The 24,233-nt window shown below is 48.6% G+C and carries 22 protein-coding genes and 2 tRNA genes; 1 reads left to right on the top strand and 23 read right to left on the bottom strand.

Translation table 11 applies throughout. The annotated features are described in order from the left end of the window. Nucleotides 1-24: 24 nt before the first annotated feature. The 9 genes from nlpI to ACMGGS_RS03230 all read right to left on the bottom strand — a co-directional run bounded on the left by nlpI (nt 25) and on the right by ACMGGS_RS03230 (nt 10,264). Nucleotides 25-909 carry a lipoprotein NlpI gene (gene nlpI, locus ACMGGS_RS03190; RefSeq protein WP_194207081.1) on the bottom strand — a complete coding sequence of 295 codons (885 nt, stop codon included), beginning with the start codon at nt 907-909 and terminating at the stop codon, nt 25-27. A gap of 108 nt (nt 910-1,017) precedes the next feature. Beyond that, nucleotides 1,018-3,153 carry a polyribonucleotide nucleotidyltransferase gene (gene pnp, locus ACMGGS_RS03195; RefSeq protein WP_414165031.1) on the bottom strand — a complete coding sequence of 712 codons (2,136 nt, stop codon included), beginning with the start codon at nt 3,151-3,153 and terminating at the stop codon, nt 1,018-1,020. Between the two features lie 245 nt (nt 3,154-3,398). Next, on the bottom strand, nt 3,399-3,668 hold the full coding sequence (rpsO, locus tag ACMGGS_RS03200) for a 30S ribosomal protein S15 (protein ID WP_176920761.1): 270 nt from the start codon (nt 3,666-3,668) through the stop codon (nt 3,399-3,401). 150 nt (nt 3,669-3,818) lie between these two features. Continuing rightward, complete coding sequence (gene truB / locus ACMGGS_RS03205) at nt 3,819-4,763, bottom strand: tRNA pseudouridine(55) synthase TruB (protein WP_414165032.1); 945 nt, start codon at nt 4,761-4,763, stop codon at nt 3,819-3,821. Then, nucleotides 4,763-5,164, bottom strand: coding sequence for a 30S ribosome-binding factor RbfA (rbfA, locus tag ACMGGS_RS03210; RefSeq protein WP_276158950.1), 402 nt, complete (start codon nt 5,162-5,164; stop codon nt 4,763-4,765). The genes truB and rbfA overlap by 1 nt, the downstream gene beginning before the upstream one ends. A gap of 139 nt (nt 5,165-5,303) precedes the next feature. Next, complete coding sequence (gene infB / locus ACMGGS_RS03215) at nt 5,304-7,988, bottom strand: translation initiation factor IF-2 (protein ID WP_194207084.1); 2,685 nt, start codon at nt 7,986-7,988, stop codon at nt 5,304-5,306. Between the two features lie 24 nt (nt 7,989-8,012). Further along, nucleotides 8,013-9,500 (bottom strand): transcription termination factor NusA, encoded by a 1,488-nt coding sequence (nusA, locus tag ACMGGS_RS03220; protein WP_176920757.1) that lies wholly within the window; start codon nt 9,498-9,500, stop codon nt 8,013-8,015. Nucleotides 9,501-9,527: 27 nt separating this feature from the next. Continuing rightward, entirely contained in the window at nt 9,528-9,980 is a 453-nt protein-coding gene (gene rimP, locus ACMGGS_RS03225) for a ribosome maturation factor RimP (RefSeq protein WP_176920756.1), read from the bottom strand. A gap of 207 nt (nt 9,981-10,187) precedes the next feature. Continuing rightward, nucleotides 10,188-10,264 (bottom strand) — tRNA-Met (locus ACMGGS_RS03230). 342 nt (nt 10,265-10,606) lie between these two features. On the opposite strand from ACMGGS_RS03230, the gene argG reads away from it, so the two are divergent. Continuing rightward, on the top strand, nt 10,607-11,950 hold the full coding sequence (gene argG, locus ACMGGS_RS03235) for an argininosuccinate synthase (RefSeq protein ID WP_276158954.1): 1,344 nt from the start codon (nt 10,607-10,609) through the stop codon (nt 11,948-11,950). Nucleotides 11,951-12,082: 132 nt separating this feature from the next. Here argG and ACMGGS_RS03240 read toward each other — a convergent pair. The 14 genes from ACMGGS_RS03240 to ACMGGS_RS03305 all read right to left on the bottom strand — a co-directional run bounded on the left by ACMGGS_RS03240 (nt 12,083) and on the right by ACMGGS_RS03305 (nt 24,182). After that, nucleotides 12,083-12,169 (bottom strand) — tRNA-Leu (locus tag ACMGGS_RS03240). Between the two features lie 10 nt (nt 12,170-12,179). Next, complete coding sequence (secG, locus tag ACMGGS_RS03245) at nt 12,180-12,512, bottom strand: preprotein translocase subunit SecG (RefSeq protein ID WP_049838900.1); 333 nt, start codon at nt 12,510-12,512, stop codon at nt 12,180-12,182. Nucleotides 12,513-12,722: 210 nt separating this feature from the next. Beyond that, complete coding sequence (locus tag ACMGGS_RS03250) at nt 12,723-13,874, bottom strand: M23 family metallopeptidase (protein WP_414165033.1); 1,152 nt, start codon at nt 13,872-13,874, stop codon at nt 12,723-12,725. Further along, entirely contained in the window at nt 13,874-14,713 is an 840-nt protein-coding gene (locus ACMGGS_RS03255) for a prepilin peptidase (protein ID WP_414165034.1), read from the bottom strand. Before ACMGGS_RS03255 ends, ACMGGS_RS03250 begins: the two co-directional genes overlap by 1 nt. 13 nt (nt 14,714-14,726) lie before the next feature. Then, nucleotides 14,727-14,912 carry a hypothetical protein gene (locus ACMGGS_RS03260; RefSeq protein ID WP_414165035.1) on the bottom strand — a complete coding sequence of 62 codons (186 nt, stop codon included), beginning with the start codon at nt 14,910-14,912 and terminating at the stop codon, nt 14,727-14,729. After that, entirely contained in the window at nt 14,912-15,940 is a 1,029-nt protein-coding gene (locus ACMGGS_RS03265; protein WP_414165036.1) for a type II secretion system F family protein, read from the bottom strand. The genes ACMGGS_RS03260 and ACMGGS_RS03265 overlap by 1 nt, the downstream gene beginning before the upstream one ends. Further along, nucleotides 15,924-17,462 carry an ATPase, T2SS/T4P/T4SS family gene (locus ACMGGS_RS03270; RefSeq protein WP_414165037.1) on the bottom strand — a complete coding sequence of 513 codons (1,539 nt, stop codon included), beginning with the start codon at nt 17,460-17,462 and terminating at the stop codon, nt 15,924-15,926. The genes ACMGGS_RS03265 and ACMGGS_RS03270 overlap by 17 nt, the downstream gene beginning before the upstream one ends. Then, entirely contained in the window at nt 17,459-18,115 is a 657-nt protein-coding gene (locus ACMGGS_RS03275) for a hypothetical protein (protein ID WP_414165038.1), read from the bottom strand. Before ACMGGS_RS03275 ends, ACMGGS_RS03270 begins: the two co-directional genes overlap by 4 nt. Continuing rightward, a complete protein-coding gene (locus ACMGGS_RS03280) occupies nt 18,103-19,020 on the bottom strand; it encodes a hypothetical protein (RefSeq protein WP_414165039.1) in 918 nt (305 codons plus the stop codon). Before ACMGGS_RS03280 ends, ACMGGS_RS03275 begins: the two co-directional genes overlap by 13 nt. Before the next feature lie 3 nt (nt 19,021-19,023). Then, nucleotides 19,024-19,566 (bottom strand): pilus assembly protein, encoded by a 543-nt coding sequence (locus ACMGGS_RS03285; RefSeq protein ID WP_414165040.1) that lies wholly within the window; start codon nt 19,564-19,566, stop codon nt 19,024-19,026. 11 nt (nt 19,567-19,577) lie between these two features. Then, nucleotides 19,578-21,035 (bottom strand): type II and III secretion system protein, encoded by a 1,458-nt coding sequence (locus ACMGGS_RS03290; protein WP_414165041.1) that lies wholly within the window; start codon nt 21,033-21,035, stop codon nt 19,578-19,580. A gap of 13 nt (nt 21,036-21,048) precedes the next feature. Then, nucleotides 21,049-21,471 (bottom strand): TcpQ domain-containing protein, encoded by a 423-nt coding sequence (locus ACMGGS_RS03295; RefSeq protein WP_414165042.1) that lies wholly within the window; start codon nt 21,469-21,471, stop codon nt 21,049-21,051. 26 nt (nt 21,472-21,497) lie between these two features. After that, nucleotides 21,498-23,387 (bottom strand): type II secretion system protein, encoded by a 1,890-nt coding sequence (locus ACMGGS_RS03300; RefSeq protein ID WP_414165043.1) that lies wholly within the window; start codon nt 23,385-23,387, stop codon nt 21,498-21,500. An 84-nt stretch (nt 23,388-23,471) separates the two neighbouring features. Further along, entirely contained in the window at nt 23,472-24,182 is a 711-nt protein-coding gene (locus ACMGGS_RS03305; RefSeq protein WP_414165044.1) for a type IV pilus major pilin, read from the bottom strand. Between the last annotated feature and the right edge of the window lie 51 nt (nt 24,183-24,233).

Below are 24,233 nucleotides of genomic sequence, written 5' to 3' on the forward strand. Positions count from 1 at the left end.
TTCGGGCTAATGTATGTTCGTCAGCTATTGCTGGTCCGATTCTGCCAGGTCATCTTGCTCCTGGCCCAGGAGCGATAATTCCAACAATGCGTATCGGTGCTCAACAAAGTTATGAACGTTGTTAGCCACCGCCAGTTTGAACAGTGCCGTAGCGCTGTCCTTGTCCCCAAGACTTAGGTAATACTTACCTAAATAGAAGTTGGTTTCACTGAGATGCTCAGCGAGCGAGGTGTTATCCGTTGCGTCCGCCTTGAGTCGTCCCATTAACGCGGATTCGTTAATGTCGCCCAGGTAGAACTCGACAATGTTCCATCCCCATTGTTCTTTGTCCGATTTCTCAAAGCGTTGCTTCAACGCTTCTTTTGCCTGCTTCTCATCAAGCTTCTGCTCAACAAGATAAAGCCACAGACTGCGGAAAGGATCATTGGGATCGTCTTGATAAAACGCCAGCAGATCATCTTGCGCTAACTTATCGCGACCGCCGTAATAGAGGGCGATACCGCGATTCAAGTACGCGTAATTGTAAGTTGGATCAAGCTCAAGTACAGAATCAAACGCTTCATAGGCGGCATCATAACTGCCCGCCTGCGTTAAATATATGCCTAAGTAATTGAATACTTCTGGCATATCTGGTCGGATTGCCAGCGCTTGTGAAAAATCATTTCGCGCTAATGCCCTCAGACCGAGACTATCATACAACACTCCGCGCTCATATAAAAGCTGTGCGCGTTCGTCATCGGTTAAAGCCCGACTGGCAAGAATTTGTTCCATGCGTGCCAGAATCACTTCCTGCTGTAAAGTCGGTTGCAATGGTACTGCGAGGACTTCACTTTTACGCCAGTTGGAACTGTTGCATCCAGCAAGCGTAAGAGCTGTTGCCACGAAACACCAGCGCAAAAAAGGCTTCATTTCCCACTCCCGAAGACAACAAAAGGATGAACGTCCCGTTCCCCAGTGGCAAACAAGGCGTCCAGCCAACGAATTAGCCCTCTGCCGTAGCAGAGGGCAATGGCAACCTTACTCGCCTTGTTCAGCAGCCGGAGCTTCCGGTGCGTTCGCAGGCTGAGACTGCTCAGTTGCTTCTTTGATGCTCAGACGGATACGGCCCTGGCGGTCAACTTCCAGAACTTTCACCGGAACTTCCTGGTTCATTTGCAGATAGTCAGTCACTTTCTCAACGCGCTTGTCAGCGATCTGAGAGATGTGAACCAGACCTTCTTTACCGCCACCGATGGCAACAAATGCGCCAAAGTCTACGATGCGGGTCACTTTACCGTTGTAGATACGGCCCACTTCGATTTCTGCGGTGATCTCTTCGATACGACGAATAGCGAATTTCGCTTTTTCACCGTCGGTCGCCGCGATTTTCACGGTGCCGTCATCTTCGATTTCGATGGTGGTGCCGGTTTCTTCGGTCAGAGCGCGGATAACAGAACCGCCTTTACCGATAACGTCTTTGATCTTGTCCGGGCTGATCTTGATAGTGTGGATACGCGGAGCAAACTGAGAAATGTCGCCACGCGGTGCGTTGATCGCCTGTTCCATCACGCCCAGGATGTGCAGACGCGCACCTTTAGCCTGGTTCAGCGCAACCTGCATAATCTCTTTGGTGATACCTTCAATTTTGATATCCATCTGCAGCGCAGAGATACCTTCGCGGGAACCCGCTACTTTGAAGTCCATATCGCCGAGGTGATCTTCGTCGCCGAGGATGTCAGACAGAACAACAAAGTTGTCGCCTTCTTTCACCAGACCCATCGCGATACCCGCAACGGCCGCTTTAATCGGCACGCCTGCATCCATCAGCGCCAGGGAAGCACCACACACGGAAGCCATGGAAGAAGAACCGTTGGATTCGGTGATTTCAGACACCACACGTACAGTGTACGGGAATTTGTCTGCTTCTGGCATCACTGCCAGCACGCCGCGTTTCGCCAGACGACCGTGACCAATTTCACGACGCTTCGGCGAGCCAACCATACCGGTTTCGCCCACGGAGTACGGAGGGAAGTTGTAGTGGAACAGGAAGCTGTCAGTACGCTCGCCCATCAGCTCGTCGAGGTTCTGTGCGTCACGTGCCGTACCCAGGGTCGCGGTAACCAGCGCCTGCGTTTCGCCACGGGTGAACAGCGCGGAGCCGTGAGTACGCGGCAGTACGCCAGTGCGCACGTCCAGACCACGGATCATGTCTTTTTCACGACCGTCGATACGCGGCTCGCCTGCCAGTACGCGGCTACGAACGACGTTTTTCTCGATAGCGTGCAGGATGTCGCCCAGATCGTTAGCGTCCAGCGCGTCATCTTCGGCAACCAGGTTCGCGATAACTTCAGATTTGATAACATCAACCTGAGCATAACGTTCTTGTTTATCGGTGATACGGTAAGCGTCGCTCAGGCGAGATTCCGCCAGGGCAGCAACGCGGGCGTTCAGCGCAGCATCAACAGCTTCTGGCTGCCAGTCCCAACGCGGTTTGCCGGCTTCTTTCACCAGATCGTTGATCGCCTGAATAACAACCTGCTGCTGCTCGTGACCAAAGACCACGGCACCCAGCATCTGATCTTCGCTCAGCAGTTCAGCTTCAGATTCAACCATCAGCACGGCAGCTTCAGTACCCGCTACCACCAGATCCAGTTTGCTTTCTTTCAGTTCGTCCTGAGTCGGGTTCAGTACGTACTGGTCATTGATATAACCCACACGTGCAGCGCCGATTGGGCCGTTAAACGGAATGCCAGACAGAGACAGCGCGGCGGAAGCACCGATCATCGCCACGATATCCGGGTTAACCTGCGGGTTAACGGAAACGACAGTGGCAATAACCTGAACTTCGTTGACGAAGCCTTCCGGGAACAGCGGACGAACCGGGCGGTCAATCAGACGCGCGATCAGGGTTTCGCCTTCGCTCGGACGGCCTTCACGGCGGAAGAAGCTACCCGGGATACGACCAGCAGCGTAGGTACGCTCCTGATAGTTAACCGTTAATGGGAAGAAGTCCTGACCCGCTTTGGCTTTTTTCTGCCCTACTACGGTCACGAATACTGCGGTGTCATCCATGCTAACCATGACGGCAGCAGTGGCCTGACGCGCCATCATCCCGGTTTCCAGCGTAACGGTATGTTGACCGTACTGGAATTTACGAACGATCGGATTCAGCAAAATAATATCCTTTCTTAATAAGTGGCAGCACACCCACGGTATGCTGTCGTTAACATCCGATCTTCTGCGCATCCTCGCGACTAATGACAACCCTAACCCGCTCTTCGGGTAAAGCCTCTCATTAGCCGCGCGAACCTCTGCGACGGAAGATCATTCATAGCAACAATACATTAGTTTCCAGCGAATTGCTGCGGTCCGGTTGAAAAAAGGGGCCCTGAAGGCCCCTTTTCTGAAACTCGCAAGACTTAGCGACGCAGGCCCAGACGCTCGATCAGCGCGGTATAGCGTGCAACATCTTTACGTTTCAGGTAGTCGAGCAGTTTACGACGCTGAGAAACCATACGCAGCAGACCACGACGGCTGTGGTGATCTTTTTTGTGCTCTGCAAAGTGACCCTGCAGGTGGTTAATCTGTGCAGTCAGCAGGGCAACCTGAACTTCGGTAGAACCGCTGTCGTTAGTACCACGACCAAACTCAGAAACGATTTGTGCTTTAGCTTCAACGCTTAGAGACATTATAGAACTCCAGATTTAAAAGAATGAAAGGGTGCCAATCTCTAATTCAGCAACCCCATAGTCATGCCCGCTAGCTTGTTAAACAATTTACCGGACATTAAGCGGCAATATTCTACTCGCAGCGCCTTGTTATCGCAAGACGGAGCGACATTATGCCGGATACTCTACAACCAGACGACGAGGCGCAACGCGACCTTCATCATCAATTTCGCCCATCCCGATAAACTGGGCGTCCTCACCTTCCGTCACCCGTACGAGACCATTTAGCGGTGCGCCAGAAGCGCGCACGGGTTGCCCCTGCTTAAAATAGCCTGCGACAACGGCAGGAATATTGACCCGAGGAAAGTCCGAAGCCGGACTATCCATTGGCATTAACAGCGGATCCAGCAGATCGGCCGCCGGGATGGCTTGCTGTTCAGCCTGCTCGACCAGTTCACGCAGGTGTTCGAGCGTCACCATCCGCTCTACCGGATACTTGCTGACTGCCAGTCGACGCAGGAAGATAACGTGCGCGCCGCAGCCCAGCTTTTCACCGAGATCGTCAACGATAGTACGGATGTACGTCCCTTTTGAGCAGTGAACTTCCAGTTCAAGCTCGTTACCCTCATGGCGAATGAACTGTAGCTCATAAACCGTGATCGGGCGCGCTTCACGCGGAACTTCAATACCTTCACGCGCATATTCGTACAGTTTCCGCCCCTGATATTTCAGCGCCGAATACATCGACGGCACCTGCTGGATATCACCCCGAAAGGAGTCCAGCGCGGCCTCAAGCGCTGTCGCACTAAACGTAACCGGGCGCTCCTGCACGATCTGACCGTCAGCGTCGGAGGTGTCGGTGCGCTGACCCAGGCGAGCAATGACGCGATAGCGCTTGTCGGAGTCAAGCAGGTACTGAGAAAACTTGGTCGCTTCGCCGAGGCAAATCGGCAGCATGCCGGTGGCCAGCGGATCCAGCGCGCCGGTATGCCCGGCCCGGTTGGCGTTATAAATCCGCTTTACCTTTTGCAGTACATCGTTGCTGGACATGCCCTGCGGTTTATCAAGCAGCAGTACACCGTGGATATCGCGACCACGACGACGAGGACGACTCATTAGTCCTCCTTGCTGTCGTCCGGGTTCACACGACGCTCATCGTCATGTTTCACCACGCTGGTCACCAGGTTGGACATGCGCATCCCTTCAACCAGCGAGTTATCATAGAAGAAGGTCAGTTCCGGCACGATACGCAGGCGCATCGCTTTCCCCAGCAGAGAACGGATGAAACCAGAGGCTTCCTGCAACGCTTTGATGCCCGCTTTAATCGCGGCTTCATCTTTATCGTTCAGGAAAGTCACAAACACTTTGGCATAGGCCAGATCGCGGGACATTTCGACACCGGATACGGTGGTCATCATGCCCAGACGCGGGTCTTTGATTTCGCGTTGCAGGATGATTGCGATCTCTTTTTGCATCTCCTGCGCCACGCGCTGCGGGCGACCAAATTCTTTCGCCATAATAAACTCTCCAGACAAAAAAGGGGCTATCAGCCCCTTTTGAAATTATTGCCGGGTGGCGCTTCGCTTACCCGGCCTACGCAAAACAATCTTCTAAGTATCGGCCCGGTAAACGCAGTGCCACCGGGCATAACGAAGATTATGCGATGGTACGTTGGATCTCGATAATCTCGAACACTTCGATCATATCGCCAACGCGAACGTCGTTGTAGTTCTTCACGCCGATACCACATTCCATACCGTTACGGACTTCGTTAACGTCATCTTTGAAGCGGCGCAGGGACTCCAGCTCGCCTTCATAGATAACCACGTTGTCGCGCAGAACGCGGATCGGGTTGTGACGTTTGATAGTACCTTCGGTAACCATACAGCCCGCGATTGCACCGAATTTCGGTGATTTGAACACATCGCGCACTTCAGCCAGACCGATGATCTGCTGTTTCAGTTCCGGAGACAGCATGCCGCTCATTGCCGCTTTCACTTCGTCGATCAGATTATAGATGACGGAGTAGTAACGCAGATCCAGGCTTTCAGACTCAATCACTTTACGAGCAGAAGCATCGGCACGAACGTTGAAGCCAACCAGGATAGCGTTGGATGCCGCAGCCAGGGTCGCGTCGGTTTCGGTGATACCACCTACGCCGGAACCGATGATTCTTACTTTCACTTCGTCGGTAGACAGTTTCAGTAAGGAGTCGGAGATCGCTTCCACAGAACCCTGTACGTCAGCCTTCAGCACGATGTTCACTTCGTGAACTTCGCCTTCGGTCATGTTGGCGAACATGTTCTCAAGTTTCGATTTCTGCTGACGAGCCAGTTTAACTTCACGGAATTTGCCCTGACGATACAGTGCCACTTCACGCGCTTTTTTCTCGTCACGAACGACCGTCACCTCATCACCCGCTGCCGGAACACCAGACAGACCGAGGATTTCTACCGGAATGGACGGACCCGCTTCCAGCACTTCCTGACCCAGTTCGTTACGCATCGCACGAACGCGACCGTACTCGAAGCCACACAGCACGATATCGCCTTTGTTCAGGGTACCTTCGCGAACCAGGACGGTCGCAACCGGACCACGACCTTTATCGAGGAAGGATTCGATGACCGCGCCGCTCGCCATACCATTGCGAATGGCTTTCAGTTCCAGAACTTCAGCCTGAAGCAGGATAGCGTTCAGCAGGTCATCAATACCGGTACCCGCTTTCGCAGAAACAGGGATGAACTGCGCTTCGCCGCCCCACTCTTCCGGCATAACGCCGTACTGAGACAGTTCGTTCTTAACGCGATCCATATCGGCTTCTGGCTTATCGATTTTGTTCACGGCAACCACCAGCGGCACCTGCGCTGCTTTCGCATGCTGGATAGCTTCGATGGTCTGCGGCATCACGCCGTCGTCTGCTGCAACAACCAGAACAACGATATCCGTTGCCTGCGCACCACGAGCACGCATAGAGGTAAACGCGGCGTGGCCCGGGGTATCCAGGAAGGTGATCATCCCGTTTTCAGTTTCAACGTGATAAGCACCGATATGCTGGGTAATGCCGCCCGCTTCGCCAGAGGCCACTTTCGTTGAACGAATGTAGTCCAGCAGAGAGGTTTTACCGTGGTCAACGTGACCCATGATGGTCACAACCGGTGCACGCGGTTCAGCCGCAGCGCCAGTGTCACGGTCGCTCATTACTGCTTCTTCCAGCTCGTTTTCACGACGCAGGATAACTTTGTGGCCCATCTCTTCGGCAACCAGCTGTGCGGTTTCCTGGTCGATGACCTGGTTAATGGTTGCCATTGCGCCCAGTTTCATCATCGCTTTGATGACCTGAGAGCCTTTGACCGCCATTTTGTTTGCCAGATCGCCAACGGTGATGGTTTCACCAATCACAACGTCACGGTTAACAGCCTGAGCGGGTTTCTGGAAGCCCTGCTGTAAAGAAGATCCTTTACGCTTGCCGCCTTTACCACCACGAACCGCTGCACGCGCTTCTTCACGATCGGCTTTTGATTCGGCATGCTTGTTGCCTTTTTTAGCCGGGCGCGCGGCTTTCGCGGTACGCGTGCGGCTACGGCCACCTTCAACTTCACGGTCATTGTCATCTTCAGCCTGACGAGCATGCTGAGACGTAGTGACGTGATAGTCGCTGGAGTCCTCAGGAACTTCAGTTACCTGAACGCCGTTTTTCTCGTTTTCTTCAGCCATACGACGAGCTTCTTCAGCTACGCGACGCGCTTCCTCTTCCAGCTTACGACGCGCTTCTTCTTCAGCTTTACGCTTCAGTTCCGCAGCTTCGTTCTCACGGCGGGCTTTCTCAGCCTGGGCAGTTTTAGTCATATCGTCTTGTTGATTGCTCACTTTGTCTTTTTCCGCAGCTTCACGTTTCGCTTTGTCAGCGGCTTCACGCTTAGCTTGTTCTGCGGCCTCGCGCTCAGCTTTCAATTGCGCCTCGCGTTTGGCTGCTTCTTCAGCCTCACGACGGGCTTGCTCTTCCGCTTCACGCTGCGCCTGCTCTTCCGCCGCGAGACGTTCTGCCTCTTGCGGGTCACGTTTCACAAAGGTGCGCTTCTTGCGGACTTCAATTTGTACCGATTTGCTTTTCCCGCCGGTACCGGGAATGTTTAAAGTACTGCGCGTTTTACGCTGTAATGTCAACTTGTCCGGGCCTGCACCCTGGTCACGGTTCAGGTGGGCCTGTAAGGTTTGTCTTTCTTGTGCGGACACAGAATCGTCAACAGATTTGCGGATGCCTGCATCAGCGAATTGCTGTACCAGGCGATCCACGGAAATCTGTTTATCTGCGGCCAGCGCTTTTAAAGTTACATCTGTCATGCTGTTCCTTCCTGCTACAGTTTATTACGCTTCGTCACCGAACCAGCAAATATTACGGGCAGCCATAATCAGCTCACCAGCTTTCTCGTCGGACAGACCTTCGATATCAGCCAGATCATCAATGCCCTGATCGGCGAGATCTTCCAGCGTACAAACACCACGGGCAGCCAGTTTGAAGGCCATTGCGCGATCCAGTCCTTCCAGATTCAGCAAGTCGTCAGCCGGTTTGTTATCACCAAGGCTGTCTTCCTGAGCCTGTGCCAGAGTGGCCAGTGCGGTTTTAGCACGCTCACGCAGTGCTTCAACGGTCGATTCATCAAGGCCGTCAATTTCCAGCAGTTCTTTCATTGGCACGTAGGCCAGTTCTTCCAGCGTTGAGAAACCTTCTTCAACCAGAACGGTGGCAAACTCTTCGTCAATGTCGAGGTGTCTGGTGAACGTCTCAATCGCGGCATAGGTTTCAGCCTGATGCTTCGCCTGGAGGTCATCAACGGTCATCACGTTGAGTTCCCAACCGCTGAGCTGCGAGGCCAGACGCACGTTCTGACCGTTACGGCCAATCGCCTGCGCCAGATTACCCGCTTCAACCGCGATATCCATCGTGTGTTTGTCTTCATCCACAACGATAGAAGCCACGTCTGCCGGAGCCATGGCATTAATGACGAACTGTGCCGGATTGTCATCCCACAGAACGATATCAATGCGCTCACCGCCCAGCTCGGTTGATACCGCCTGAACACGGGCACCGCGCATACCTACGCAGGCACCGACCGGGTCGATACGCTTATCATTGGTTTTCACCGCGATTTTCGCACGTGAACCCGGATCGCGAGCCGCTGCTTTGATCTCAATAACTTCTTCGCCAATTTCTGGCACTTCGATGCGGAAGAGTTCAATCAGCATTTCCGGCTTAGAACGCGTCACAAACAGCTGCGCACCGCGCGCTTCCGGACGTACTGAATAGAGTACGCCACGAATACGGTCGCCGGGACGGAAGTTTTCACGCGGCAGCATGTCTTCACGCATGATCACGGCTTCAGCATTACTACCAAGATCTAAAGAGATGTTGTCGCGGTTTACTTTCTTCACCACGCCAGTAATGATTTCACCTTCGTGTTCACGGAACTGATCGACAACCATCGCGCGCTCAGCTTCACGTACTTTTTGCACGATAACCTGTTTAGCGGTCTGGGTCGTAATACGGTCAAAGGTGACAGATTCGATCTGATCTTCAACGTATTCACCCACGTTCAGGCTTTCGTCTTCAAAACGCGCCGCTTCCAGGGTGATTTCTTTGGTCGGCTGGGTCACTTCTTCAACGATAACCCAGCGACGGAAGGTGTCAAAATCGCCGCTTTTGCGATCGATTTCTACGCGAACATCGATCTCTTGTTCATATTTTTTCTTTGTTGCCGTTGCCAGTGCACTCTCCAGCGCTTCGAAAATTTTCTCGCGTGGCAGCGATTTTTCGTTGGAAACGGCTTCAACAACAGCCAAAATTTCTTTATTCATCGGGGCCTTTCACCTCAATCCAGACTGTTAAAAGTGGGGAACCAGGTTCGCCTTCTGGATGTTACTCAGCGCGAACACTTCATCTTTGCCATCAACCGTAACCGTGATCATCTCACCGTCTACCGCTTTAATAATGCCCTGCCACTTACGACGGTTCTGTACCGCCATGCGCAGGACCAGCGCCACCTCTTCACCCAGGAAACGCGTATAGTGTTCAGCGACAAACATAGGACGATCAAGGCCAGGTGAGGAGACTTCCAGGTTGTAGGCCACGGTAATGGGATCTTCAACGTCCATTACGGCACTCACCTGATGGCTCACATCAGCACAATCATCAACATTGATGCCATCTTCACTATCAATATAGATGCGCAGTGTCGATGTGCGACCGCGAATAAATTCGATGCCGACCAGCTCAAAGCCCAATGCTTCAACCGGTGCTGTAATCATCTCTGTTAATTTTTGCTCTAATGTGGACAAGCCCACCCCCAAGACATAAAAAAAGGGCGTAAAGCCCAGTTATTCTGTAGTCAGATAACAAAAAACCCCGATAAATCGGGGCTTTAGATAACTGAACCCTATAGCCGCAACTGCGGCCTGGAGAACCTTCCGAAAGAATTTTTTTCAAATTCAGCTACGAAGGCCAACGTCTTCACAGACTATTTGAAAAAGAACTCTAAGGGAAAGTGGTTGCGGGGGCCGGATTTGAACCGACGACCTTCGGGTTATGAGCCCGACGAGCTACCAGGCTGCTCCACCCCGCGCCTGAAACGTGGCAAATTCTACGCGTTTTGAGTAGAAAATGCAAATAATGCTGGGATTTGGTACCGAAGACGGGACGTAAAACCGGTCTGTATTATAGGGAAAAATAGCGGTTTGTGTCAAGGCGCGCCCACGGCCTGTTGCCCGTGCTTTTTAACTGGCATAAAAACGCGCGTACTGTGCATAGAGTAAAGGTAGCGGTGTAGGATTTTTTAGCGAAATCTTCATGAATCACTTTCGATATGCGGCAAAAGGTGTTTAAATGAAAACTCATTTATTTTGCATAAACATGCATTCAGTATCAGAGATGATTTCTCCATAGTCTACCAGGCAGGGTTTATTTTATGACGACGATTCTCAAACATCTTCCGGCAGGTCAACGTATTGGTATCGCTTTTTCTGGCGGTCTGGACACCAGCGCAGCACTGCTGTGGATGCGACAAAAAGGGGCGGTCCCTTATGCCTATACGGCAAACCTGGGCCAGCCGGACGAAGAGGATTATGATGCAATTCCTCGCCGCGCGAAAGAATATGGTGCAGAAAACGCTCGCCTGATCGACTGCCGTAAACAGCTGGTTGCCGAAGGTATCGCCGCCATTCAATGTGGTGCATTTCATAACACGACTGGCGGCCTGACCTATTTCAATACCACCCCGCTGGGCCGGGCTGTCACTGGGACCATGCTGGTTGCAGCGATGAAAGAAGATGGCGTGAATATCTGGGGCGACGGCAGTACCTATAAAGGTAACGATATCGAACGTTTTTACCGTTATGGTCTGCTGACCAACGCTGAACTGAAAATCTATAAGCCGTGGCTGGATACCGACTTTATTGATGAGCTGGGCGGACGTCAGGAGATGTCTGAATTTATGATTGCCTGTGGCTTTGACTATAAAATGTCGGTCGAAAAAGCCTATTCCACTGACTCTAATATGCTGGGTGCGACGCACGAAGCGAAAGACCTCGAATTCCTCAACTCCAGCGTGAAAATCGTTAACCCCATCATGGGCGTGAAGTTCTGGGATGAGAACGTCAAAATTCCGGCGGAAGAAGTGACGGTACGTTTCGAACATGGTCATCCGGTGGCACTGAACGGTAAAACCTTTGCTGACGATGTTGAACTGATGATGGAAGCTAATCGCATCGGCGGTCGTCACGGTCTGGGCATGAGCGATCAGATTGAAAACCGTATCATTGAAGCTAAAAGCCGTGGGATCTATGAAGCCCCGGGGATGGCGCTGCTGCATATCGCCTATGAGCGTCTGCTGACCGGTATTCATAACGAAGATACCATCGAGCAGTACCACGCGCACGGCCGCCAACTGGGTCGTCTGCTGTATCAGGGCCGCTGGTTCGATTCTCAGGCGCTGATGCTGCGTGATGCCCTGCAACGCTGGGTTGCCAGCCAGATCACCGGCGAAGTAACCCTGGAACTGCGTCGCGGTAACGACTACTCCATCCTGAATACGGTTTCGGACAATCTGACCTATAAAGCAGAGCGTCTGACCATGGAAAAAGGCGATTCCGTCTTCTCACCTGATGACCGTATTGGTCAGTTGACCATGCGTAACCTGGACATCACCGATACCCGCGAGAAGCTGTTCGGTTATGCCCAGTCAGGGTTGCTCTCCGCATCGTCTACCAGCGGCGTACCGCAGGTGGAGAATCTGGAGAATAAAGGGAAATAAACGTCCGGATAAAATGAAAAAGCCGCGAAAGCGGCTTTTTTTATGACTGTCTGCATGCCTTATCTAACAGCAACAATCTTTCCAGATCCAGACGAAAAAAAAGACGCTTTTCAGCGTCTTTCTTTCGGAATTTGGTACCGAGGATGGGACTCGAACCCACAAGCCCGTTAGGGCACTACCACCTCAAGGTAGCGTGTCTACCAATTCCACCACCTCGGTACTGAAATACTTACTGCGGGATATCGCTGGTCGGCTGAGCCGGAGCAGCTGGCTGAGTTTGCTCGGTTTTCGCCGGCGCATTCAGGTTTTCCCACTCACTTCCTTTATTGGCCTTGTTGCTGTTGATATTGCCAAGCACCAGACTAATGATGAAGAACAACGTCGCCAGCACAGCCGTCATGCGGGTCATGAAGTTACCAGAACCACCTGAACCAAACAGCGTACCAGAAGCGCCAGCTCCAAAGGAGGCTCCCATATCAGCGCCTTTACCCTGCTGTAGCATAACCAGACCTACAAGGCCGATTGCCACAATAAGGAAAACTACCAAAAGAGCTTCGTACATAATTAACCTGTTCCTTGCGGAGTTGCCGCATACCAATTGCTTCGACCAATATCGCGGGAGGCGTTACGCTTTCCCACTGAAGCGGGTGTGAATACTAACCAAAGCGAATGACCTTCGCAAGGGCAATTTCAACGCATTGTATCGAATGCGGAAAAAAACAGCAAAGCGGATTTAAATCGACCAAAAACAAGGCAATAAAGCGCACCTGCCTTAATGGGCTTCATCTGCAACTGCCGGTTGCACCTTCAGCAGCTTGTATTTGCCAAACTTTTTAACTATTCGCCAGTTCCCCTCATCGGTTTCGATAATCTCTTTAGGATTGTACATCGACACCGACCTGCCAATGCGGACGCCTATTTGTAGGTTATCGCCCTCTCCTGACACTACCGCTATTTTGGGCGTCATATCAATGGGCTCAGGCGCAGCAACAGGCGCAGGCGCTGAAACAGGTGAAGATGACTGACGTTGTTCGAATAATACCTTCATAGGGTCCAGCAACCGATCGTTATGACTGATTTCCAGATGCAGGTGCGGACCATTCGTTCGCCCTGTATTTCCGGAAAGGCCGATCACGTTGCCTTTTTTGACGTGCTGATTTTTGAAGACTTTTAGTTGATTTAAGTGCAGATACCGACTGCTCCAGCCGTCCGCGTGGCGAATGGTAATATAGAAACCGGTTACGGGACCGTAACTTGCTTCCACTACCTCCCCATCAGCGATTGACATTACTTCGCTGTTATTGGCGGCCCGGAAATCTGTCCCTTCATGACGCATGAACGAATGAATGACTGGATGATAACGAAGCCCATAAGGCGATGTCACATTCAAAGGTGTCGTCAACGGAAAAATGAAGCGCCCTGATTGCGCATGCTGGCTCAATAACGGCTTCCAGACGGGGGGTGGCGCGCTCATCGTTGGAACCGTCGCATTCATGACGCTGAAAACACTGCTTCCCACATCTTCATCACTGGAGCTGAGCGTCAGGTCCTGATTGTTTACAGAGGACTCTGCCTGTGCAATTGCCTCAACATCGTCCTCTGTTGCCTCCGGCGTAACACTTTCTTTCACTATAAAGAGCCGCGCAGCGTCAAAGGATTGCTGATCTTCCTCTGAAATAAGCGCCAGAGGTTGCGGCATCCTGAAAGCTGCCTGATAGTCGGCTATTGTAGCGAGTTCAATCCCTGTCGCGTCGCGATAACACGTAACGGAGTCGAGCGGGGCCAGTATGCCCAGCCCCGTGCGGAAAGTATCCGCTTTTCTCGCTTGCATGAGTGCCGCATAAGTAGAGTAATAACATTCAGGCTCAATGCGATAAACAGGATTCGCGGTCAACAGCGCACCAGATAAAAGCAAAAAGGACATTAAATCAGCACCTCCATGTGCATAATAAGGAATGCGGTAATTACGATCGCCGGGCCGAAAGGCAGATAGCGTTCGTCCTCGCCTGGTTGCTGAACGGTATTCCTTCGCATCAGCAGGCGAAGCGCAAAGAATATCACTCCCAGCACGGCGGAACCTAGCATCAAATGTCCGACATAATCACTGCCCACCCAGACCGCACAGGCAGCAAATAATTTCACGTCACCATAGCCAAAGCCTTCACGATGTGTGAGCCAGGTGTATCCTTTCGCCATCAGCCATGTAAATCCCCAAATAATCACAGCACCGATAACGCTATCGCGCGGCGAGACGGGAATAATATTTCTTACCGAGGCGATCAACCCTGCCCATAACAGCAAAAAAACCAGACAGTCAGGCAGTAAAAAGGTTTTCAGATCGATCATTGCCAGCGTATACAGCAGACTACCGAAAAGCGCCAGGAACGCCAGTTGCGTCAGGCTATGCTCGGGATAGTACAGCAGTACCAGCAAAAAATAGCCGATGCCGATAAGTGCTTCACTTAAAGGGTACTGAAAAGGAATAGCACAATGACAGCACCGACACCTGCCTCGTAGAAAAATCCAACTGAATACCGGGATATTGTCCCAGGGTTTGATATTGGTCTTGCATACAGGGCAATGTGAAGATGGCCACCAGAGATTAACATTGGGTAGCGTCTTCAAAGCATTTTCATCAGCCGACTCTCGTAATAGCATGATGGGCAGCCGATAAATAACCACATTTAAGAAACTACCTATCAGTAACCCCAGTACTAATGCCAGCCATGGATAATAAGGTGAAAAAAACGCCTCCATGCGCATCTCATTTATCCTCTTATAAACAGCTTGCAGGAATGCGTTTTATTTGTTCCGCACTAAGCGGATCAATATGCGCCTTCGGCGTAATCCCTGGGCCTGAGCCAAAACCATAGATGGCGCTTGCCAATGAGTTTGAGGATGTAAATAATGCCGCTGTAAAGGCAAGCGCCATGACTGTATTTACATGGAATTTTTTGGCCATTATCTTCCTGCCGTTTTCGACAATGTATCCATGAGTGCAAAAAGGGCAATAAACACCCAAATAACGCACCCTCCCAGAACAATCGTTGCCAGGTTTTTTAATAATCCAGAAAGCTTTTTAATATATTCCTGTATACGTTCCCGTGAACGTTCCGATACCGAGCGCAATACATCATTAAAAGAGGGCAACTCTGCATACAGGCTGATATTTAACAATTCTTCGACACCCATTAGACCTGAAGCTAATGCTTTACTGTAATGGATGCCTTTTGCCATATTATCGATCATCACATCCAGATGCCAACGCAACCAACGATTAGCATTGAGGCGAATGATAGACAACGCATCAGTGAGAGGAATATTATTACTCAGCATTAATGACAGATTGTTAAGGAATATTGAAGAAGTAAGCTGTCGATAGGTAGAAAATGGCAAAAGCTTGTCAACAAATTTATTCCTTACTGGCCCGCTAAAATTTGCCATAGTTATTTTAATGGCAAAAATCAAAGCCACAAAACCAATCAAAATCTTTAGCCATAACCCCTGATATAAAGCAGTGCCAAATTTATACAAATTTTGTGTTACGGCAGGCCAGGTCTCTACAGGTACGACAGAAGCAAACGCCGGGAAGACCTTTTGCGAGTATCCAGCAATGACTACCAGCGACAGGGTAATCATAATTAACGGGAAAACCATTGCGCCGATAATTTTTTTGCGTAATTCATCATTATAGTGAATAACTGCAACCAACGTCAAAAAACCATCCGCCAGACTGCCGCTTTTTTCAGCCGCAGTAATAACGCTTAATTCCGAATTAGGTACCATACCGGAAAAAACCGATGACACAGAAGTTTCCTGTTTCATCTTCATGAGAACATCTGCCAGCTTATTACTGAAACCTTTTCCCAATAAAGGACGGCCTTCCTGTTGCAATTTTTGCAAGGAGTCAAAAAGCGGCAAACCAGCTTTAACCATATCAGCGCAAAACTGGTATATATATATACGCTGTTTTTTACCGAATTTTCTCAACGAGCACCTCCAGCTCTTCTTCCGCTAACGTTCCGAATTCCATGGCGTACCAGTTGGCGTCAACACGCCCTTTCAGGACATGCGCCATTACTTTTTCACGAATCTCAAATCCTTCCGCCAGGCCTTTCGCGGCCTGCCGTTTATTGCGCCACAACGTATAGGTGTTCAACCATTCCTGTTTTGCAATAGCAGCTAGTTCGTCATAGGTAGGCAGGAAGTATTCCATTGCCAGTTGTCTGCCTTTAATTCCGCTGTTTTTGCACTGGAGACATCCTTTTTCGCCTGCGGTATAGAGCGTAAATTCTCTTCCCGAAATGGTGCGTTTTCCCAGTTCGACCTTACAGTTATCACAAAGCACGGGCACAAGTTTCTGACATTGCAGCCCTGCGATGAATCCCGGTGTGGAAAGCTTGTCACTACCGATCCCTAACGCTGACATACGCTGTAGCAATGAGACAATGTTTCCGGCGTGTACGGTAGTAAAACAGTAGTGTCCGCTCTCAACCGCGCCAGCAAGCGCATTAGCTGAAATATTGTCACGGATTTCCCCCACCATCAGTACATCAGGGTCACGACGTAGTGCTGATTTAATTGCTGCATGAAACCCTCCGCCCTCAACGCTGACGACAGAACTTTGCTTTGCGCCATAAATCTGATATTCAACCGGATCTTCGACGGTCAAAAAACAGCCACGATCGTCATAACGATTTATCTGCAACCATTCCATCAGATTTTTCAACGTCGTGGATTTACCAGAGCCTGTTGTTCCGGCAATAACATAGGCACCATAAGGATTAGAAAGGATCTTCTTAAGATCCTCAATTTCTTCAGCAGAGATACCAATTTTATCCAGAGAACCGATATTGCCCTTTTGCAGGCCCGATGGAATGATACGCAATACTGCATGATAGCAATCCGGCGTCTCGCCAAAGATCGGGAAGTGCGCATAGCGAAAACGGTAGGGCTTACCGCTCAGGCTATAAAGTATATTGGCACTCTGTGGTATCGCGCGGTTCCAGGTGGTATCACGCGTTGTAGCTTCTACGTTATATAATACGAAGACCAATTCATCGCATAGATGAGACTTTATTTGCATAAAGGGCATCAGCACGCCGTTAATACGCGCTTCAAACTGTGCCAGCACATCATTTCGGGTGATGTGCAGGTCACTTGCGCCCATACTTACTGCTCGCTGTAAAATCGTAGCCAGTTGTTTTTGCGTATCAGTGATATCAATGCTTTTATTCGCTTCATTAAGTTGCTTTAGCGAAACATGCTCAATCACACGGTAAAAGTCCTCTTCCTGCACCAGCGCCAGGCCAATGACCTGCCGTTTGTGCTGAGAAATCAGCCTTGCCACCTGAATCTGGTACGTAAAGAGATCGCTGATCTGAATATGAGAAACTAACAAATATTCAGATTCTTCGGTCATGGCCGTAAAACCAACGCCCTCGAATTCGATATAAGTCCATTTATCATTTAACAGCTCATCGGACGAAATACGTACAAACTCCAGGCTCACTGTGCAGCGCCTTCAACAAGCGTGACTGTTTTCTTGTCATTCGCGAGTTTAAATTTATTTTCACCTATAGAGAAAATTTCTCCCGTTCGAACATAGCGCAATGTTTTACCGTCCGTAACGGCTATACGTCGTGAACCGCCAATTTCAGCCTCAAGAATGACACGCGGCATATCAATAGCAGCCTTTGGTTGCACCTTTGCGGCCGTTTCACTGGGCTGCGCCTGAACGGGTTGTGGACGCACCACCTTATCTTCGCCACGTAATTTGCGAAGCTCACTACGCATCTTTTCCAGTTCAACTTCATTTGCCAACCGGCGGCGCGCCTGCTCAAAGGTAAAATCATCCTCAACAATCGTGGCCAGGCGGTCCTGAACAATTAGACTATTAATATCCTCTACATCACTCTCAGCCGACATGGCCGTACCCGATGGCTTGTCTTTTGCTGCCGCAGCGGCAACTGACGTAGTTTTATCTGCCTCCGTAGCTGAGTCTGCGGCATTATTAGCGGATACGGAACGGTTTCCAGCCGCATCTGTTTTAATCTGACCATCAGATGCAGGCGCTTGCGGCAGATCCGTTGTCGGCGTAGCATTAGCCGTTTCTATGACGAGTGAAAGTGTACTCATTAACACCACTAACTTTAGGATTTGCATACCAGACCTCCTGAAACTTTAATTCCTTTATTTGTAGACTCAATCCGTTTAATGAGAAAAGCATCACGGTATGCCTGCTTCAGTAGCATTTTCTGCATATTTATTATGCTCTTGTGAACCTCGCCTCCCTCGTCGACGACTTCAAGTTCCCATTTACCGGCCATTAATCCATAAGGTTTGACTTTGCCAGTTAGCTGAGACTCAAGGGCACTCACTGAGCTTTGAGGCATACCCTTGATCACAATTTCGCCTACCGTTTTTCCTTTATTTTCTGTACGACTGTTTTTTGTACTTTTAACAAATGAGTTATAAGCTAAAATATATGACACAACGTCCTCACAGGGATGCAAATGCAATTCTTTCTTATTTTTATAAGGCTTTTGAAGATAGTTAACATTGAGTTTTGAAGCGATATTTTTAAACTCAAAATCGTTCTTATCCTTATTTTTATTCTTATTCGCCGGCACAGAAGGCTTATACACCTTATTCCAGAACGTTTTTTGTGGCAAAACGAGTAATTGTCCCTTCCGAAACTCATAACCAAAAGAGCAGTTTTTAATATCGCATTTAAACCGCTCATACTTCAGATTAAGAATATCGAAACCTTGAGAACTCGTGCGCACCTCAGTCAAAAATTTTATGGCGTAGTCAATACTCGCACCTTCCAGGGAGGTTGTATAGAAAGTGTTAACTGATGCAATATCATTCTGCAACTTTTGGGCAGCCTGACGCTGGCGCGCAAGCATCTCTTCACGTGCTTTTTGTGCGGGCAGCATCACAAAATAATACCAGCCACCCGCACCCACTGCGCCTATTAAAAGTAAAGAGACGATAATCGTAAGCCATGTTTTACGCCCTGACGCTCCACCGCCTCCACGTTTCCAGAAATAGAGATTTTCCAGCATAACTTATCCTGCCACAATAAAATGAAGCACCAGTGCCAACAGGAGCAAAAGCACAACGCCCCCCAGGAAAATAGAACCGATAATGAAACGCCGGCGTCGTTTCATTGCCAACTGCCGGGCAACACAGCGCTCAACTACAGTATTGATCTGCACCTCTTCCAGAGGAGTCACTTCAAGATGTTCATAGCCAGCCTGATGTTTCATTAGCTCGTCAAAAAGCGCTTTACTAATAAAACAGTCCGTTCCACTAATAATCCTGCCTTCGTTAATTATCAGGAAGTAAGTGGAGCTATTGCTTTCATGAAAGAAATAAATTCCATCACCGTAAAGTTCCTTGACATAAAGTGCAAATGGCTCATATAGGGTTGAAATTTTAGTGCTGTAACCCAGCGCAGGCATACCCGCGGCATCAGTATAGGTCAAACGACGGTTAGCTTTCATCATTCCGCGAAATGAAGCCTGCTCAGCAGGCTGCAAATAACTTAAACTTTCCGGCTCCCAGTAAAGTCCAGTTAATATATTATTTTTCAACAGAATGTTATTCATAATAAAACCATTTAATTATCACGAGACGTAATAGGTTGACGATAATAATCTACACCGACTACCATCAGTACCGTAGCAGAGCCTTCATTGTTTCCATCGTCCGCGCCCAATACCTGATACTGTAAGCTATCTTTTGAATCTTTGACTTCAAATTTTCCCACTACCAGCAGATCACCGGGTTTAATAATTGAGGAGTTAAATGATTCTGTTGTGCTTACATTAGGCAACTGCACATCATCATACTCACTAATGGAATTCAGGAAGCGCTTTGTAAACCCGCTAACCACTTCAATTCGACCGTCAGAAAGCACGCGAGGTGTAATAATGAAGCTTGTACCGGTCACGATTTCAGAGGTTTCAACATCCACATTCACTTCACCATTATCATCAGTGGTTCGAGTCCGGCTTGAAACATAAAATTGTGACTGGGTCATATTCACTGGTACAGCCATGTTATTACGCGTAATAAATGAACCGCTTTGCAAAGATTCACTTCCTGTAAGCTTGTAAAGTGCATCCAGACCAGCGTTGATGTCCATATGGCTATTTTTCCATCCGGCAGAAAGCCCACCTGCCAGATTCTCAAATATGCTACTGTTAACATTAATAGTGTTATGGGCATCAGCAAAACTGAGATCCAACCCGCCGCCTAAGCTCTTCTCTTTTGTTTTATCAAGAATATAAATACGATAAGTAACAATAAACTGACGGGTGTTGTCTGCTTTATATTTATCCAGCGCTCTACTTAACGCCTCATATTCTGATGGACGGGAATTCACCATCAAAATTGCGGAATCTTTGAATAAGTTGTAGTTTCCAGAGGTTACATAGTTTTTGGCCATGTCTTCAACGTCATCCCAGAACGAGGATTCAAACTTCGTTTCAGATTTACCGGTTAAACCGCCGCTGGATGTTGCTTCGTTACCAGAAAGATCGAGTGTCGTTTCTGATTTATTATTCTCACCATAAAAATCCAGACGGATAACATAAGTTTCGTAAACGTTAATCTTCAGAACATTATTATTATCCAGGGATGTACTGACATCGTAAAGTGAGCTTATATAGCTCATAAAATCTTCAAAGGTACCGTCAAACTGAACGGAACGCGGGATATCCCATGTGTTATCGCCTGCTCCCGATTTACCACCGATGGACGAAGCATTTATTCGGAAACTGATCCCGGTTTGCGCGGATACTGCCTCCATAATGGTAGATAACGAGGAAGGTTCATATGAAGCGATTTTCACATGCTTACTCATGATTTTTTGCTGCTCGACGCTATACTGAACTTTTTTGCCGAGAAATGCAGAATCGTATTTTACATAGGGTTTGATCTTAGCTGAGTCCGAAGTGGTAGTATCATTAGTTTGCTGCGCTACTTTTTTATCAGCATCATATTTTTCATTAAAATCACTTACGCACCCTTGCGCCAGAAAAGCCAGCAATAATACACTTATTTTCAATTTCATGAGTTCTGTCCACTTACATTTCATCAACAACGATCACGCGGTTTTTCTCGTATTTTTTAACAACTAAGCCATAATTCTCGGAGAAAAAAAGATCGCCCAGCGCCTGTAATATTTCGTCATCTGTTTTCCCGACTATACTTATCGTATTGTAAATAAGATAATCTTTTTTACTATTCCAAAAAAGTTTATAGCCATTACTCGCTACCCAGCTCTTTATTTCCTGACTTAGCAACTGGTTTTCATGCAATATCAGTCCCCGGGCATATGGAGCAGGCGAAGAAGTATAACTGCCGCTAAAGGGATTTACCGGAGTTGTCGATACAGCAGGCTGCGATGAGGACGCTGTAATCTGAGCGTCAGCAAATGCTCCACTACTTAAGGAACCCGTAAGCGTCATCAGGCAAGCATATAATAGACAATATTTTTTTATCATCATTTTTCCATCCTTTAAATAAAACATCCCTATTTATATTCGTAAGTGTCTAGCAAATCCGCTGGCGTACCTGGTTGTGGAATAGAACTACACCATCTTGAAATGGTATACCCAACGCTCGGCGGGTTAACAAGCGTTACGCCATTACCTGTATTAGCATCATAAAATCCAACGGAAGCAGTAACGATCCAGAGATACTTTGTATCCTCAATAACAACATGCTCACCTGTATTTATTCCACTTGAACCCGGACGATAAGTGTCATTATTCAACGTAAATTCAACCTGGGTTGCAACGCCACTAAATTGATTGACAATTTTTGAGCGGTCAAGCTTGTTACGTGTCTGAGAAGGATCATCTGACAAAGTACCGTCAAGATTATAAGCCGCGACTGAAGATACCGAGGCGCTCAGGCGTGGATAGAGTTTTCGAATAACATCTACTTTTTTAGGATTCCCCTGCCCATCAAGGATAGCTTGTCCACGATCGTCTCTCAGTGCGATAGATTGCTTCAATTGTGGACAGCTCTGCACTGGAATTCGAATCGCGCCGTAATCATTATTATCCTGATCCGGTAGCTGACTGTCGTCATACGAGGGAGCGTAATTATCACGGCCTGTCACGTCCTTGCCTGTATTTCTGAAGGCGTGGTATTCGCTTGTAACCGGCGTTAATAATTCAAAAGCGTCATATGTCCTGGTGGTATAGACTTCGTAATTGGTATAACCACCATCTGGGATATCATCTTTGGCATTTTCATCATTCATGACGAAGTCACCTTCATAGGTGTTACCGTCTTTGTCAGTATAGGTATAACGCTGTGGATTGCCGTCTTGATCTAATTCAAACGCGCTGTTGTATCCTGTACGCTTAAATACATAAACCCGCCGTGACGTATTCTCCATGACGACATTGGCTTTAAGGGTGCCTGCCATGTCATTATTATTCGTATTGTTTTTATCCGTCATGTCCAGCGAGAGTATCGCATCTTCGCCGTGCTCGCCTTGCCCTTCATCTTTGTTGTAACAAAGCTTAACGTCACCGGAACTCCAGCAGGCTGCACCGCCGCCGCCGCCACTACCGTTGGTATTGTCATTTAAATCGAATGTAAAACGTATACCAAACTCGCCGCTGGTATATTGCGTTAATGCATCCATATTGCTGGCCACGGCACCCAGCTCAACTGGCGTTTTATTATCTTTTTTCTTAACAACAAGTTTCCAGTTTTCTGTCGCTGAGTTGCGATGAACGACGATAGCGTGAGTTGCACTTATATTTGAGGAGGCAAACGCTTCAGAAAAGTGCGGAGCGAAATCTGCAAACTGATAATTACTATTTTTCTCTTCTTTTTTAAATTCAACAATAACATCAATACGGTTGACATCTCTGTCATGTGCTGAAGTTGTTCCGCCAGCAAAGCCTATCCGCTCAATAACAGCCGAAGAGTTAGTCGCTGTATTGGCCATAAAACAAGGCAGATACTCTTTGTCAAAGGCATACTCAGACTTTAAGTTGACGCTACATTTGCTACTGAGAAAGTAGTAGCGTTGCTGTTTATTTTTATTATTTCCATCACCCCATAAAAAATAGTCACTCACATTGCCAGTATCGATTACATTAATATCATTCGTTACACGCCAGGCATAGGCAGGGTCGACAGAACCTGAATCATCATAGAGCGGATTGGTTATATCTTCATCTTTAGGTTGTGAACCTTTCACAAGGGCAACTTTATCATCGCGGACAAAGTTAATAACCCCCTTCATCTCGGCAGCTAATGCATTAGCCACATTCTGCTGGGCAGTGCTTACTGCTTTTTTACGTGCGTAGTAGGTATAGCTCACCAAAATACCGCCAATGATGGCAAGTACAATGATGATCTCGAGTAAACTGAAACCAGAGTCCTTTCTACTGCGCATTTTCAGGGCCTTTAAAAATGATTCATAAAGCCCCCATTAGTAAAGGGGGCTCGTTTTATGACTCAGCAACTTAGTAATCTAAAATTACTTGCTACCGAAGATAACACCGTTGCTTGCACCTGGACCGTCACAGACACCGGATGCCGTAATCTCATCTGCTTTGATCTCTCCTGAAACCAACGTTTTCAGAATCGCACCGGTTTTTGTAACGCTAATATTTTTACCATCAATACCAGATACGTCGCCACCCGCAGCTGCACCGCTGTCCAGGGCTTCAACATAATCCCACTGATTGCCCATTTCAGAGATCAGGTTACGACATTCCTCAGTCTCCAGACCGTTAACAACCAGCACAAATGCTTTGTTCTGAGACGAGGTACCGTCCAGTGATGCGTTGCCTAACTGGAATGCATCGTTAGAGATACCGTTGAAAGATTCATCCGGAGAGATTTTACCCAGTTTTACCAGGGTAACGATTGGTGCTTTAGAGGTGGAGGCTGCGATAGTTGACTTGGTCAATCCAACAATAGTATCTGATGCCGGGTAGCTACCTTCATCTTTAAATGCTTCAACCATTGAGGTACGGATGCTGTTGGCATTATTTTGAATGTCAGACAGATCCTGCGCGGTAAAGGCACGCTGCGCCAGAATGACCACACCCGCAGCGATAATACCGATAATCCCCAGAACGATGATGATTTCCAGCAGGGTGACACCGCGCTGCTTTCTCATCTCTTGTAATTTTGCCGCTTTGCGGTTCATTTTACCTTTCAAGTCCCAAACTAACGTGTTCATTCTTTTTTCCTTAAAAAATTAAACCCCGGGTAACTTCCCGGCGTGCAACAG

Origin of the sequence: Superficieibacter sp. BNK-5, assembly GCF_047456055.1 — a bacterium.
In the GTDB taxonomy this organism is placed as follows: Bacteria; Pseudomonadota; Gammaproteobacteria; order Enterobacterales; family Enterobacteriaceae; genus Superficieibacter.